14 protein-coding genes are annotated in these 15,010 nt (G+C 58.4%); 8 read left to right on the forward strand and 6 right to left on the reverse strand.

Annotated features, from left to right (window positions below):
- Window positions 1–47: 47 nt before the first annotated feature.
- The 4 genes from purM to JWR17_RS05985 all read left to right on the forward strand — a co-directional run bounded on the left by purM (window position 48) and on the right by JWR17_RS05985 (window position 3,114).
- Entirely contained in the window at window positions 48–1,106 is a 1,059-nt protein-coding gene (purM, locus tag JWR17_RS05970) for a phosphoribosylformylglycinamidine cyclo-ligase (protein WP_299829324.1), read from the forward strand.
- Complete coding sequence (gene purN, locus JWR17_RS05975; RefSeq protein ID WP_299829326.1) at window positions 1,103–1,753, forward strand: phosphoribosylglycinamide formyltransferase; 651 nt, start codon at window positions 1,103–1,105, stop codon at window positions 1,751–1,753. The genes purM and purN overlap by 4 nt, the downstream gene beginning before the upstream one ends.
- An 8-nt stretch (window positions 1,754–1,761) precedes the next feature.
- A complete protein-coding gene (locus JWR17_RS05980; RefSeq protein ID WP_299829262.1) occupies window positions 1,762–2,478 on the forward strand; it encodes a DUF3108 domain-containing protein in 717 nt (238 codons plus the stop codon).
- Between the two features lie 456 nt (window positions 2,479–2,934).
- The gene (locus JWR17_RS05985; RefSeq protein WP_299829264.1) at window positions 2,935–3,114 is read left to right on the forward strand and encodes a hypothetical protein; all 180 of its coding nucleotides are present in this window, start codon (window positions 2,935–2,937) and stop codon (window positions 3,112–3,114) included.
- A gap of 88 nt (window positions 3,115–3,202) precedes the next feature.
- On the opposite strand, the gene JWR17_RS05990 is transcribed toward JWR17_RS05985, so the two are convergent.
- From JWR17_RS05990 to cysM, 5 genes are all read right to left on the reverse strand, one after another.
- The gene (locus JWR17_RS05990; RefSeq protein WP_299829266.1) at window positions 3,203–3,742 is read right to left on the reverse strand and encodes a DUF2058 domain-containing protein; all 540 of its coding nucleotides are present in this window, start codon (window positions 3,740–3,742) and stop codon (window positions 3,203–3,205) included.
- Window positions 3,739–4,563, reverse strand: coding sequence for a nucleoside triphosphate pyrophosphohydrolase (gene mazG, locus JWR17_RS05995; RefSeq protein WP_299829268.1), 825 nt, complete (start codon window positions 4,561–4,563; stop codon window positions 3,739–3,741). Before mazG ends, JWR17_RS05990 begins: the two co-directional genes overlap by 4 nt.
- Before the next feature lie 46 nt (window positions 4,564–4,609).
- On the reverse strand, window positions 4,610–6,853 hold the full coding sequence (gene relA, locus JWR17_RS06000) for a GTP diphosphokinase (RefSeq protein WP_299829270.1): 2,244 nt from the start codon (window positions 6,851–6,853) through the stop codon (window positions 4,610–4,612).
- A 162-nt stretch (window positions 6,854–7,015) separates the two neighbouring features.
- Window positions 7,016–8,371: a 23S rRNA (uracil(1939)-C(5))-methyltransferase RlmD gene (rlmD, locus tag JWR17_RS06005; RefSeq protein WP_299829273.1), complete on the reverse strand. Its 1,356-nt coding sequence runs from the start codon at window positions 8,369–8,371 to the stop codon at window positions 7,016–7,018.
- Window positions 8,371–9,273, reverse strand: a complete 903-nt coding sequence (gene cysM / locus JWR17_RS06010) for a cysteine synthase CysM (protein ID WP_299829275.1) — start codon at window positions 9,271–9,273, stop codon at window positions 8,371–8,373. Before cysM ends, rlmD begins: the two co-directional genes overlap by 1 nt.
- A 279-nt stretch (window positions 9,274–9,552) precedes the next feature.
- On the opposite strand from cysM, the gene JWR17_RS06015 reads away from it, so the two are divergent.
- The 4 genes from JWR17_RS06015 to JWR17_RS06030 all read left to right on the forward strand — a co-directional run bounded on the left by JWR17_RS06015 (window position 9,553) and on the right by JWR17_RS06030 (window position 14,342).
- Window positions 9,553–12,306, forward strand: a complete 2,754-nt coding sequence (locus tag JWR17_RS06015) for a response regulator (protein ID WP_299829277.1) — start codon at window positions 9,553–9,555, stop codon at window positions 12,304–12,306.
- A 172-nt stretch (window positions 12,307–12,478) separates the two neighbouring features.
- Complete coding sequence (locus tag JWR17_RS06020; RefSeq protein WP_299829279.1) at window positions 12,479–13,468, forward strand: 2-hydroxyacid dehydrogenase; 990 nt, start codon at window positions 12,479–12,481, stop codon at window positions 13,466–13,468.
- 35 nt (window positions 13,469–13,503) lie between these two features.
- Window positions 13,504–13,941, forward strand: coding sequence for a hypothetical protein (locus tag JWR17_RS06025; RefSeq protein ID WP_299829281.1), 438 nt, complete (start codon window positions 13,504–13,506; stop codon window positions 13,939–13,941).
- Window positions 13,938–14,342, forward strand: a complete 405-nt coding sequence (locus JWR17_RS06030) for an META domain-containing protein (RefSeq protein WP_299829282.1) — start codon at window positions 13,938–13,940, stop codon at window positions 14,340–14,342. The genes JWR17_RS06025 and JWR17_RS06030 overlap by 4 nt, the downstream gene beginning before the upstream one ends.
- A 182-nt stretch (window positions 14,343–14,524) precedes the next feature.
- On the opposite strand, the gene JWR17_RS06035 is transcribed toward JWR17_RS06030, so the two are convergent.
- Window positions 14,525–14,992 (reverse strand): TlpA disulfide reductase family protein, encoded by a 468-nt coding sequence (locus JWR17_RS06035; RefSeq protein WP_299829284.1) that lies wholly within the window; start codon window positions 14,990–14,992, stop codon window positions 14,525–14,527.
- Window positions 14,993–15,010 lie beyond the last annotated feature (18 nt).

Consider the following 15,010-nt stretch of genomic DNA (forward strand, 5'->3'; position numbering starts at 1 on the left):
TCAACCGCTTCGGTCGATTTCCCGAATCCCCCCTAAAGGCCTGGATTATGAGCAAGCAACCCTCCCTGAGCTACAAAGACGCCGGTGTAGACATCGACGCCGGTGAAGCATTGGTCGAACGCATCAAGAGCGTCGCCAAGCGCACCAAGCGTCCGGAAGTCATGGGCGGTCTGGGTGGCTTCGGCGCCCTTTGCGAAATCCCGGCTGGCTACAAGCAACCCGTGCTGGTCTCCGGCACCGACGGCGTGGGCACCAAGCTGCGCCTGGCGCTGAACCTGAACAAACACGACACCATCGGCATCGACCTGGTCGCCATGTGCGTCAACGACCTGATCGTCTGTGGTGCCGAGCCGCTGTTCTTCCTCGATTACTACGCCACCGGCAAGCTCAACGTCGAAACCGCGACCCAGGTTGTGACCGGCATTGGCGCCGGCTGTGAACTGGCCGGTTGCTCGCTGGTAGGCGGCGAGACCGCGGAAATGCCTGGCATGTACGAAGGCGAAGACTACGACCTGGCCGGCTTCTGCGTCGGTGTCGTGGAAAAGGCTGACATCATTGACGGCTCGAAAGTCGCTGCCGGTGATGCCCTGCTCGCCCTGCCCTCTTCCGGTCCGCACTCCAACGGCTACTCGCTTATCCGCAAGATTATCGAAGTGGCTGGCGCCGACATCGAAACCATCCAGCTCGACGGCAAACCGCTGACCGACTTGCTGATGGCGCCAACCCGTATCTACGTCAAGCAGTTGCTCAAGCTGATCAAGGACACTGGCGCAGTCAAGGCCATGGCCCACATCACTGGCGGCGGTTTGCTGGATAACATTCCCCGCGTACTGCCTGCCGGTACTCAGGCTGTGGTCGACGTCGCCAGCTGGCAGCGTCCGGCTGTGTTCGACTGGTTGCAGCAGCAAGGCAACGTTGCCGAGACAGAAATGCACCGCGTTCTTAACTGCGGCGTGGGCATGGTCATCTGTGTTGCTCAGGAACACGTCGAAATCGCTTTGAATGTACTGCGCGAAGCGGGCGAGCAACCATGGGTTATTGGTCAGATTGCAACGGCCGATGAAGGCGCTGCACAAGTCGAGCTGAAAAACCTCAAGGCACACTGATGTCAACGTGTGATGTGGTGGTGCTGCTGTCCGGCACCGGCAGCAACCTGCAAGCCATGATCGATCGCCTGCACGGCGTCGATCAACCGGCCCGAATCCGCGCGGTGATTTCCAACCGCGCCGATGCGTTCGGCCTGCAGCGCGCCAGGGAGGCGGGCATCGAAACCCGCGTCTTGGATCACCGCACCTTTGAAGGTCGCGAGGCCTTCGATGCGGCACTGATGGACTTGATCGACACCTTCAATCCCAGGCTGGTGGTTCTGGCCGGATTCATGCGAATCTTGAGTGCGACGTTCGTTCGGCACTACCAGGGCCGCTTGATCAATATCCATCCTTCGCTGTTACCTTTATATAAAGGCTTGCACACTCACCAACGGGTGCTGGAAGCTGGCGACCAGGAGCATGGCTGTAGCGTGCATTTTGTGACCGAGGAACTCGATGGGGGTCCGCTGGTCGTACAGGCTGTAGTTTCGGTAGAGTCAGATGATTCGCCAAGCAGCCTGGCGCAGCGGGTGCACGCTCAGGAACATCAGATTTATCCGCTGGCCATTCGCTGGTTTGCCGAAGGCCGATTGAGCCTTGACGAACACGGCGCATCGCTGGACGGCCAGTTACTTGGGGCCCGTGGCCACTTGATTCGAACCTAGGAGATATTATGCGTCGCGCTTTGTTGTTCGCTTTCGCTTTGCTCGCACTGCCTGCTGTTCAGGCCGCTGACCTGCAACCCTATTCTGCTACGTACACCGCTGACTGGAAGCAATTGCCCATGAGCGGGGGTACGGCTGAGCGCAGCCTCACCAAAAATGCCAACGACACGTGGTCCCTGAGTTTTAAGGCCTCGATGATGATTGCCAGCCTGACCGAAGTCAGCACGTTGAAAGTCGATAAAGACGCCCTGCTGCCACAAACCTACAACTTCGAACGCGGCGGTTTGGGCAAGTCCAAGAAAGTCGACATGACCTTCGACTGGGCCGCCAAAGTCATCAACGGCTCTGATCGCGGCACTGCGTTTACCGTGCCACTGAACCGTGGAATTCTCGACAAGTCGACCTATCAGCTGGCGTTGCAGAACGACGTTGCCGCTGGCAAGAAAAGCATGAGCTATCAAGTCGTCGATGGCGATGAAGTAGACACTTATGACTTCCGGGTGTTGGGTCTGGAGAAAGTCGCTACTAAGGCCGGCCAGGTCGACGCGATCAAAGTGGAACGCGTACGTGATCCAACCCAAAGCAAACGCATCACTGTGATGTGGTTCGCCAAGGATTGGGATTACCTGCTGGTTCGCCTGCAACAGGTTGAAAACGACGGCAAGGAATACAACATCATGCTGCAAGACGGCACCGTTAACGGCAGAACCGTTAAAGGCAGCTGATCGGCCTGATCACGAAACACCCAAAGCCCCGCTGATTTAGTGGGGCTTTTTTTATGACTGTAATACTACAAAAAATGTAGGAGCGCGCTTGCCCGCGATCGGCTGCCAACCAGTCGCAATCCAGCCGACCCAGCCATCCGGTTGGGTCGGCAACTGGGACCGCTTCGCGCTCCATCGCGGGCAGGCGCGCTCTTACAGGGGTGTGTTCGCCGGGGAACAGCGTTATTTCGAGACGCGCAGGCTTTAGCCGAAACTGAACGGGAGCTGTCCGAATTGCAAGTTGCCTGCGTCAGGCCATTTCTACCCTCGCCCCTGAGGACCCCGGCTTAGAGCCATTCCTGCAGTTTTAACAAAGGTGTATTGCACATTTCGCCTATTTACTTAGGACGCTAACAAAATATATAAGAAGCCCTGCGGCGTGTTGTCGCAGACACCAAAAGTGCAGGAGTCTTTCAGATGACCGTAAAAGTTACCGAACGCGACTTTTCCCACCTATCCCACGAAAGTCAGGCTTCTGGCCAGCAGGTCTGGGATGTACATCAACAGGATTTGTTGGTTGGGATGTTCCATAACGAGACGGAAGCTCATCAGTACAAGGCTGAACTGGAAAATCTGGAAAGCCAACGCACTTCGTAAGACGTCATTTCGGAATCGCAGTCAAAACAAAACCCGCCTCGGCGGGTTTCGTTTGTGTGCAGCAGCAACTATTTATTTCTACATCCAGTTACCACATCAAGTCATCAGGCACTTGATACGCCGCGTACGGGTCATCGGCATCCGGCGCTTCGGTTGGGACGTTGAGCAGCACAATACGCCGTGGATCGCGCTCCTGAATCTTCAGCGCGGCTTCACGGGGGATAATCTCGTAGCCGCCAGCGTGATGAACAATGGCCAACGATCCGGCGCTGAGCTTGTTACGCATCAAGGCATTGACCGAGATGCGCTTGACCTTCTTGTCGTCAACGAAGTTGTAATAGTCCTCGGTGGTCAGCTTCGGCAGCCGCGACACTTCGATCAACTGTTTAACCTGAGCGGTACGCGCTTTCTGCTCAGCCTTCTCTTGCTGCTGACGGTTGAGTTCCTGATCGCGCTTGGCTTTTTCCGCCATGGCCTCCTGGGCCGCACGTTTTTGTGAGTCGTCGGCAGTGATCTGGCCCTTGTGCACCAGGCGTTGTTCTTTCTGCTTGTCTTTGCCGACCTGCTTGGCCTGCTTTTGATTGACCAGGCCTGCTTTGAGCAACTGGTCGCGAAGGGAAATGCTCATGATGCGTTCTTTTCCTGACGTTTGGCTTCGCCCCACAGAGCGTCCAGTTCTTCGAGGGTGCAATTTTCTATGGGACGGCGGGTTTCGCGCAAGGCCTGTTCGATGAATCGAAAGCGCCTTTCAAATTTAGCGTTCGCTGCACGCAGGGCAGTTTCCGGATCGACCTTGAGATGACGCGCGAGATTGACGACCGAAAACAGCAAATCACCGACCTCCTCCGCCACCCCATCGGTATCGTCATCCGCCATGGACTCGAGCACTTCATCGAGTTCCTCGCGGACTTTATCAAACACCGGCAACGCATCGGGCCAGTCGAAACCGACTTGGGCGGTGCGCTTTTGTAATTTGATCGACCGCGACAATGCCGGCAAAGCGCCGGGCACGTCATCGAGTAGCGATAGCTGTTCCGGGACCTTGGATTTCTCGGACCGCTCTTCAGCTTTGATTTCTTCCCAGCGCTGCTTGACCTGGGCTTCGTCCAAACGTGGAGTTTCCAACGGCGCGTATAAATCGCCGGTTGGGAATACGTGCGGGTGACGGCGAATCAGTTTGCGGGTAATGCTGTCGACTACGCCATCGAATTCAAAACGCCCTTCTTCCCGGGCCAGTTGACTGTAATACACCACTTGAAACAGCAGATCGCCTAACTCACCCTGCAGATGATCAAAGTCACCGCGCTCGATGGCGTCGGCCACTTCATAGGCTTCTTCCAGGGTATGCGGGACGATGCTGGCGTACGTCTGCTTGATATCCCACGGACAGCCGAATTGCGGGTCGCGCAATCGGGCCATGAGGTGAAGTAAATCCTGAAGGTTGTGCATGTAAATACTCTCGTTCACACATTCCCTGTAGGTGGACGATCAGACATCAAGGAGTCCGGTTACGCCGGGTTTCGATGATGTTCGGCAACTGGGATATTCGCCCCAACAGCCGCCCCAGTGCATCCAGTCCCGGAATCTCGATGGTCAGCGACATCAGTGCCGTGTTGTCTTCCTTGTTCGAGCGGGTATTCACCGCCAGCACGTTGATCCGCTCGTTGAGCAGGACCTGGGAAACGTCACGCAGCAAACCGGAGCGGTCGTAAGCGCGGATAACGATGTCCACCGGGTAGGTAAGCACCGGCACCGGACCCCAACTGACTTGAATGATCCGCTCAGGCTCGCGACCGCCCAACTGCAGCACCGACGAGCAATCCTGACGGTGAATGCTGACACCGCGACCTTGGGTGATGTAGCCGACAATCGCATCGCCTGGCAACGGTTGGCAGCAGCCAGCCATTTGCGTCATCAGGTTACCAACGCCCTGAATCTGAATATCGCCGCGCTTGCCAGGTTTGTAGCCGGTGGCCTTGCGGGGAATCAGTTCCAGCTGTTCGTTGCCACGTTCCGGCTCGACCAATTGCTGGGCCAGATTAACCAACTGCGCCAACCGCAGGTCGCCGGCACCCAGGGCCGCAAACAGGTCGTCGGCGACCTTCAGATTGGCCTTTTCCGCCAACTTGTCGAAATCAACTTGAGGCAGCGCGAGCCGGGCCAGTTCGCGCTCCAGCAGGGTTTTACCGGCAGCGACGTTCTGGTCGCGGGCCTGTAATTTGAACCAATGAACGATCTTCGCCCGCGCCCGCGACGTGGTGATGTAACCCAGGTTCGAGTTCAGCCAATCGCGGCTCGGTGTACCGTGCTTGCTGGTGATAATTTCAACCTGCTCACCGGTCTGCAGGCTGTAGTTGAGCGGCACGATGCGCCCGTTGATCTTCGCACCACGGCAGTTGTGGCCGATCTCCGTGTGCACACGATAGGCGAAGTCCAGTGGCGTCGAGCCTTTGGGCAAGTCAATGGCGTGTCCGTCCGGAGTGAATACATAAACCCGGTCCGGCTCGATATCGACCCGCAACTGGTCCGCCAGGCCGCCGATATCGCCCAGTTCTTCGTGCCACTCGAGCACCTGGCGTAGCCAGGAAATTTTCTCTTCGTAATGATTGGAGCCGGATTTGACGTCCGTGCCTTTATAGCGCCAGTGCGCGCACACACCCAGTTCCGCCTCTTCGTGCATGGCGTGGGTACGAATCTGTACTTCCAGCACCTTGCCTTCAGGACCGATAACCGCCGTGTGCAACGAGCGATAGCCGTTCTCTTTAGGGTTGGCGATGTAGTCGTCGAACTCCTTGGGAATGTGTCGCCACAACGTGTGCACGATACCCAGCGCGGTATAGCAATCACGCACTTCGGGCACCAGCACGCGCAGCGCCCGAACGTCGTAGATCTGGCTGAATTCCAGACCTTTGCGCTGCATTTTGCGCCAGATCGAATAGATGTGTTTGGCACGACCGCTGATGTTGGATTTGACCCCGGTCTGCAGCAACTCATGTTCCAGCTGCCCCATGACGTCGCTGATAAACCGCTCGCGGTCCAGGCGACGCTCATGGAGCAATTTAGCGATCTGTTTGTACTGGTCAGGTTCCAGGTAGCGGAAGGACAAATCCTCCAGCTCCCATTTGATATGACCAATGCCCAACCGATGCGCCAGCGGTGCATAGATGTCGAACACTTCCCGAGCAACCCGGTTGCGTTTTTCGTCGGCGACGTTTTTTACCGCCCGAATCGCGCAGGTGCGTTCAGCCAGCTTGATCAGCGCAACGCGGACATCGTCGACCATGGCCACCAGCATCTTGCGCAGGTTTTCTACTTGCGCCTGACTGCCCAATACCAATGATTGACGCGGACTGAGGCTGGCACTGATTGCAGCCATGCGCAGCACGCCATCAATCAGTTTAGAGACCGTGGGACCAAAGCGCAGGGCGACATCCGGGAGCTGGATTTTGCCCTCGCGCACACCGCGGTAGATAACCGCTGCCACCAGGGAGTCTTGATCGAGCTTGAGGTCAGCAAGGATCTCGGCGATTTCCAGGCCTGCCTGAAAACTCGAGGTTCCTTCTGCCCACAGATTCTTTGAAGCGTTGTCCTGTTGCTCGGCGTGGCGCGCAAACTCGCACGCTTCCTTTAATGCTTGGCGGTCTACCGCCAGGTCGACGCTGACTACATGATCGAGCCATGCATCGAGATTGATACTGCCATCGGTGTTGATCGGCTGGTGCGCTCTCACCTGTACCATGTCGCTTACCTTCCCTACGGCGCGATAACATGCGCCTTCAGTCGCTGGCCTTCTTCAGCAAACGCTCCTTGCCGGGCAAAGCAAGGGCTGGGCGTTCGCGGGCCAGTCGGATTAAACGAGATTCCCTGTAAACAGCCGACTCGCTTCCCTAAGCCGTACTGTTTACTTACTCGCTTCAAATAAAGCCATCGCCTCGACATGCGCCGTCTGGGGAAACATATCGAGGATACCGGCACGTTTTAATCGGTAGCCCTGCTTGATCAATTCGACAGTGTCCCGGGCTAAAGTTGCAGGGTTGCATGACACATACAGCAACCGTTCGGCACCTAGCGCAGCCACCTTGCGCACGACCTCGAAAGCGCCGTCACGCGGTGGGTCCAAGAGTACCGCAGAAAACCGCTCTGCGGCCCAGCCTGCATCTGCCAAAGGCTGGGACAAATCCGCTTGAACGAACTGCACGTTGTGCAAATCATTGCTCATTGCGTTGGCCGTGGCACGTTCGACCATGGTCGCAACGCCCTCTACCGCCACCACTTGCCGAACCTGTCTGGCCAGCGGCAACGCAAAATTACCCAACCCACAAAACAGATCGAGAATACGCTCATCCGCCTGGGGTGCCAGCCATTCCATTGCCTGGGCAATCATCGCCGCATTGACCACGGCATTAACCTGAATGAAATCCCCAGGCCGGTAAGCCAGCTGCAAACCCCACTGTTCCAGTGGATAGCCCAAGGTTTGCGACGGATCCACCGGCTGCGGCGCACCTTCACCGTGCAGCCATAACTGCGCTTGATGGGTCAGGCAAAAACCTTGCAGCAACGCCAAGTCTGCCTCGGCCAACGGCGCGGTATGGCGCAACAACACAGCGGGCGCGGAGCCGCTGAATAATTCAACGTGGCCCAGAACCTGCGGTTTGCTGAACTGACGCAACAGGGCGGGCAACTGCGTCATGATTGGTTGCAAGGCCTGTACCAGCACCGGACATTCGTCGATGCCGATGATGTCTTGACTTGATGCGGCTCGAAAACCTACGTCCAGGCGCTTGGCCTTGGCGTCCCAGCGCACGGCGACTCGCGCCCGACGGCGGTAGGCAAATTCCGGACCGGTCAACGGCGCCGCCCATTCGTCCGGCTCGATGCCGGCGACACGGATTAATTGCTCGGCGAGCATGCGCTGTTTCAGGGCAAGCTGTTCGTCATGGGAAATATGCTGAACGCTGCATCCGCCACAGCGGCCGAAATGTTTACAGGGTGCGGGACGGCGCATGTCGCTGGGCTGGAACACGCGTTCGGTGCGGGCTTCGACGACTTTGCCGTGGGCGTTAAGCACCCGGGCTTCGACTTCTTCACCGGCCAGGCTTCCGGCGACAAACCAGGTACGGCCTTCGACGAAAGCGATACCGCGCCCGTCGTTGGCCAAACGCTCGATGGTCAGTCGTTGTTTTTTGCCGGTGGGCACTTGCGGCGCTTTGGTGCCGCCGGTGGGCTGGAAACGCAGGCCTCGCTCTTGCTTGGCCATCAGTTAGGTTCGTCGTAGATGCCGGTCGACAAGTATCGGTCGCCGCGGTCACAAATGATAGCGACCATGACCGCGTTCTGGACTTCCTGGGACAAGCGCAACATACCGGCCACCGCACCGCCAGAGGACACACCGCAAAAGATGCCTTCTTCCCGGGCCAAGCGGCGCGTCACGTTTTCGGCTTCCTCCTGGGCCATGTCGACAATACGGTCAACACGGTCGGCTTGATAAATCTTCGGCAGGTACTCTTGGGGCCAGCGCCGAATACCTGGGATCGAGGCACCGTCCATTGGCTGCAAACCGATGATTTGCACGTGGGAATTTTGCTCCTTGAGGTACCGCGAAACACCCATGATGGTGCCCGTGGTACCCATGGAGCTGATGAAGTGGGTGATGGTGCCGCCGGTCTGCTGCCAGATTTCCGGGCCGGTGCTGGTGTAGTGCGCTTCAGGGTTATCACCGTTGGCGAACTGGTCGAGCACCGTGCCATGGCCTTCGGCCTGCATCCGTTCAGCGAGGTCGCGGGCGCCTTCCATGCCCTGTTCCTTGCTGACCAGAATCAGCTCGGCGCCATAGGCAGTCATTGCAGCCTTGCGCTCGGCGCTGGAGTTGTCCGGCATGATCAGGATCATCCGGTAGCCCTTGATCGCAGCGGCCATGGCCAGCGCGATGCCGGTGTTGCCAGAGGTCGCTTCGATCAGGGTATCGCCCTGGTGGATTTGCCCGCGCAGTTCGGCACGGGTGATCATCGACAGCGCCGGGCGGTCTTTCACCGACCCAGCCGGGTTGTTGCCCTCAAGCTTCAGCAGCAGGGTATTGGTGGTGTCCCCGGCCAGGCGTTGTAAACGCACCAGCGGGGTGTTGCCGACGCAATCGGCAATGGTTTGATAGTGCAGGGTCATGGCGTCTTCGCAATCCAGACTGCGGGGCCGCCTATCATAACGGCAAACGTCCAAAGCCCATATCACGCAAAGTGCGGCCTATATAACGGAAGACTATAAGCCGCTTCTGTAGGAGCTGCCGAAGGCCGCGATAGGTCGGGAGCCGGTCGCCCTTATGATTGCAGCGCCTGTTCGATAGCCAACAACTTGGCTCCTACAGCGGTTAGTAGAGGCCGGCGCGCAAGCAACTCGCTACACTGGCCTCTTGAATAGTGTGGCCCGGATGCTGGAGAGAATGGCGTGCTGAATAAGCTGGGTATCAAAGGCCGTGTGCTGCTGCTGACTATTGTTCCGGCGTTGCTGATGGCAATCGTATTGGGCGGCTATTTTACGTGGATGCAGTTGTCGGACCTGCAAGCACAGTTGCTGCAGCGCGGCGAAATGATCGCCGAAGAACTCGCACCGCTGGCGGCCCCTGCCCTGGGCCGCAACGACCGCGTGTTGCTTGAGCGAATCGCCGGACAAGCATTGGAGCTTGGTGACGTCCGCTCGGTTTCGTTTCTCGATCCAGACCGCACCCTGTTGTCCCATGCTGGCCCAAGCATGATTAACCAGCAACCCGTCGGTAACGGCACCCACTTGCTGCAACGTTCCGGCAGCGACGCGACCCGGTTTTTGTTGCCAGTGTTTGGCCGCCAGCGGCATTTGACCGGTGACATGATCCCCGAGGAAGACGACCGCCTGCTGGGCTGGGTCGAGCTGGAACTGTCCCACACCGGAACCCTTTTGCGTGGTTATCGCAGCCTGTTCGCCAGCCTGTTGCTGATTGCCACCGGGCTGATTCTGACCGCCATTGTGGCCATGCGCATGAGCCGCACCATCAGTGTGCCCATCAGCCGAATCAAACTCGCGGTGGCGCAATTAAAAGATGGCAACCTGGAGGTCCGCCTGCCGCCGCTGGGCAGTCTGGAGCTGGACGAACTGGCATCAGGCATCAATCGCATGGCGGCCACCCTGCAGAACGCCCAGGAAGAGTTGCAACACAGCATCGATCAGGCCACCGAAGACGTTCGGCAAAACCTCGAAACCATCGAGATCCAGAACATCGAACTGGACCTGGCGCGCAAAGAGGCACTGGAAGCCAGCAGGATCAAATCTGAGTTCCTCGCTAACATGAGCCACGAAATTCGGACCCCGCTCAACGGCATACTCGGCTTCACCCATTTGCTGCAAAAGAGTGAGATGACCTCGCGTCAGTTGGACTACCTGAGCACCATCGAGAAATCCGCTGACAGCCTGCTGAGCATCATCAACGAGATCCTCGATTTTTCCAAAATTGAAGCGGGCAAACTGGTCCTCGACAGCGTTCCGTTCAATCTGCGTGACCTGTTGCAGGATACCCTGACCATCCTCGCCCCTGCCGCCCATGCCAAACAGCTGGAATTGGTGAGCCTGGTCTACCGCGACACGCCCCTGGCATTGCTCGGTGATCCGCTGCGACTCAAGCAAATCCTCACCAATCTGGTCAGCAACGCGATCAAATTTACCCGGGAAGGCACCATCGTCGCCCGGGCCATGCTCGAAGATGAGCAAGAGGACAGCGTACAACTGCGTATCAGCGTGCAAGACACCGGCATCGGCCTGTCCAGTCAGGACGTGCGGGGGTTGTTCCAAGCCTTCAGTCAAGCGGATAACTCGCTGTCACGGCAACCGGGGGGCACCGGGCTGGGGCTGGTCATCTCCAAGCGTTTGATCGAGCAAATGGGCGGCGAAATCGGGGTCGACAGCACGCCAGGCGAAGGTTCGGAGTTCTGGATCAGCCTTAATTTGCCGAAAACCAGAGTCGACCTGGAAGACCTTCCTTCAGCGCCGCTGCTTGGACGGCGGGTCGCGGTCCTGGAAAACCATGAGCTGGCACGTCAGGCGTTGCAGCATCAACTGGAAGATTGCGGTCTTGAAGCAATCATTTTCAATAACCTCGAAGCGTTGATCAATGGCGTCACCGCCGCCCACGAAACGCCGCAGGTGATCGATCTGGCCGTGCTCGGCATCACCACTCACGAGTTGCCGCCGGAACGCCTGCGCCAGCATCTCTGGGACCTGGAAAATCTTGGCTGCAAAGTATTGGTGCTGTGCCCAACCACTGAGCAGGCGCAATTTCAGTTGGCCGTGCCCAATGCGCAAAGCCAATTGCAGGCCAAGCCTGCCTGCACGCGCAAACTGCGCCGCGCGCTGTCTGAGCTGATCAACCCGAAACAACAACGCAGCGATGTTCCCGAGCCGCTGTCGAGCCGGGCGCCACGTTTGCTGTGTGTCGACGACAACCCGGCCAACCTGCTGCTGGTGCAGACACTGCTTGAAGACATGGGCGCCGACGTTGTGGCGGTCGACAGTGGCTACGCCGCAGTCCATGCGGTGCAAAAAGAAGCTTTCGACCTGGTGCTGATGGACGTGCAGATGCCTGGCATGGATGGGCGACAGGCCACCGAAGCGATCCGGGCCTGGGAAGTCGAACGACAGAGCACGTCGCTGCCGATTGTCGCCCTGACTGCCCACGCCATGGCCAACGAGAAGCGCGCGCTGTTGCAGAGCGGCATGGACGATTACCTGACCAAGCCCATCAGCGAGCGGCAACTGGCGCAGGTGGTGCTCAAATGGACCGGCCTGGCCCTGCGAAATCAGGCACCGGAACGGCCCAACGAAAACACCCGCAATGGCGTTGACCTGCATGTGCTGGACCACGAGGAAGGTTTACGCCTGGCGGCTGGCAAGGCAGATTTGGCGGCGGACATGCTGGCGATGCTGTTGGCATCACTGGACACCGACCGCGAAGCCATCCGCAGCGCCCGGGAAGCCAACGATAAATCCGCCTTGATCGAACGCGTGCATCGCCTACACGGCGCGACACGTTATTGCGGCGTGCCACAGCTGCGCGCGGCGTGCCAGCGCAGTGAAACCCTGCTCAAAAAGGACGCACCGGAAGCGGAAACCGCCTTGGACGAATTGGCCATGGCGATCAACCGGCTGGCCATCGAAGCACGGGTGACTGCTTGATCTGAGGCAATAGCAGCCCGCGTGCATAGCTTAATGTAGGAGCTGCCGAAGGCTGCGATAAGGCCGGAACGGCCTTTCCGCGATAGATCGTCGCAACCGGTCCGCGGTTGATCGCAGCCTTCGGCGACTCCTACGGTGATCATCGCGAGCAAGCTCTTACAAGGAAAATCCTATGCGAACGCTTGTCTTCAGCAGCCAGACCTACGACCGTGAAAGCTTCCTCGCTGCGGCCTCACCAAGCGCCATGGATCTGCATTTCCAGCCCGCTCGCCTGAATCTGGAGACCGTTGCGCTGGCCCACAGCTATCCGGTGGTGTGCGCGTTCATTAACGATGACCTCAGCGCCCCGGTGCTTGAACAATTGGTCGCAGGCGGTACGCGCCTGATTGCCCTGCGCTCTGCAGGGTATAACCATGTGGATTTACCCACCGCGCAGCAACTCGGCCTCAGCGTGGTGCGTGTCCCGGCCTATTCCCCCCATGCCGTGGCTGAACATGCCGTGGCGTTGATTCTGGCGCTGAACCGGCATCTGCATCGCGCCTATAACCGCACCCGCGATGGTGACTTCAGCCTGCACGGGCTCACCGGATTCGACTTGGTTGGCAAAACCGTGGGCATCGTTGGCACCGGGCAGATCGGTGCCACTTTCGCCCGGATCATGGCCGGGTTTGGCTGTACCGTGCTCGCTTACGATCCTTACCCCAACCCGGCCGTGGAAGCCCTCGGTGGGCGCTACCTGAGTTTGCCGCAGCTGTTGGCTCAGGCGCAGATCATCAGCCTGCACTGCCCACTCACCACTGAAAGCAAGCACCTGATTAACAGCGCCTCATTAGCGCAAATGCAATTCGGCGCCATGCTAATCAACACCGGGCGCGGCGCACTGGTCGATACCCCGGCCTTGATCGAAGCGCTGAAAAGCGGGCAGCTCGGCTATCTCGGCCTCGATGTCTACGAAGAAGAAGCCCAGCTGTTCTTTGAAGATCGTTCTGATCGACCGTTACAAGACGACGTGCTGGCGCGCTTGCTGACTTTTCCTAACGTGATCATTACCGCGCACCAGGCCTTTCTGACCCGTGAAGCACTGGGCGCCATTGCCCAGACCACCCTGGACAACATTGCCCGCTGGGCGGAGGGCTCACCCCAGAACCTAGTGCAGGGCTAAAAACTGGTAGGATGCGCGCAGATTTGGAGGACCCAATGGTCGAACACGATTTTCGCTACAGCCTGCTTAACCCACAACACACCTTGACCGAAGTCCGTGCGCTGGCGCCTGGGCGCTATCAAGTCACCGGCAACGGCGGCTCGATTCATGCGGACGATGTGCTATTGGTCACGCTTAAAGGCAGCAAGGACTTGTCCATGCGCCTGACCGTCGACAAAGTACGGCACCTGATCAACCCCCGCGGCCAATGGGTTGCGGTGGCACAAGGGCCAGCGTTTGCGGAACTGGCGATTCATCAGTGGCAGGTCAATTGCAACGGTTGTCAGACTGAGCTGAAATTCGAGTTCGCGGTGGACGCCAAGCTCGGTACCAAGGCGCAAAAGCCCGCAGCCGCTGCGCGAATTGCCGAGTTGGGCTGGAAAACCGAGGGTGCCAAGCACTTCTGTCGCAAATGCCAGGAGCAAGCCGCATGATGCGAGCCGTCCTGCTGGGTCTGCTCGGCAGCACGCTGCTGGGTTGCGCTGCTGAGCTGCCGCAGGTGCAGCAAAACCAAAGTTATTTATTGGAATGGATTGGCGAGCGTCCGCTGGTGGACCGCAGCCACTTGACCATGACCTTGGGTGACGACGGTCGCGCTTACGGCAACGCCGGCTGCAACCACTGGTTCGCCCCGTATGCGCAAGAAGGCGAGAAGTTTCACTTCGGCATGGTCGGCAGCACCCGCCGGGTCTGCTCACCGGCCTTAATGGAGCAAGAACAACGCTTCCTTGATGCCCTGACCAAGGTCCAACGCTGGGATATTTCACCTATCGAACAACTGCGCCTATGGCCAGAACAAGGCAAGCCGCTGCGGTTCTGGCTGGAAGACAGCTGATTCGGCGGCTGCCTGATACGAATGGGTGGTACCCGTGCGCAAGTTGCGCGGACTTGGAGCCAACTTGTTGGTGATATCAGCAGCACAGCGGTGTTTCAGATGTACCGCGTCGCCTGCCTCGCCAACGAGTTGGCTCCTACAGAGTATTTCAGAAACCCGGGCGAATTCATTCGCGAAGGCTATCAACCCTCCCCGCGCAATGCCGCCAACCGCTGACTGACCCCCGCTGCCGTCTGTTCACCCAGCAACGTCTCGCGCACTTTGCCTTTGTCGTCGATGATGTACGTCACTGGCAGCGCTTCGCTGTGCGGCAAGTCGTAATGTTCAGCGGGATCTTGTGCCAACACCGTAAAACCAATACCCAGCGCGGCGCTGGCCGACTTCAAGTCGTCGCCCTGCAAGCCGTCAAAGTTAACCCCGAAAACACTCACCTGTTGGTCTTTGAGCTGATTGGCCAATGCATTCAACTCGGGGATCTCGGTACGGCACGGACCGCACCACTCCGCCCAATAGTTGATAACCAGCCAATGCTTGTCGACCTGCTCGCTGGCAACTTTGTGCCCGTTCTGATCAAGGCCCAGGTCCACTCCGCAACCGCTGAGTACCAAACTGCCGAGAAGCGTCACCCATACTGCCAATCGCCTTGCCATGTGACCTTCCTTCATCGA

The organism is Pseudomonas sp., from assembly GCF_028293835.1.
Classification (GTDB): Bacteria; Pseudomonadota; Gammaproteobacteria; order Pseudomonadales; family Pseudomonadaceae; genus Aquipseudomonas.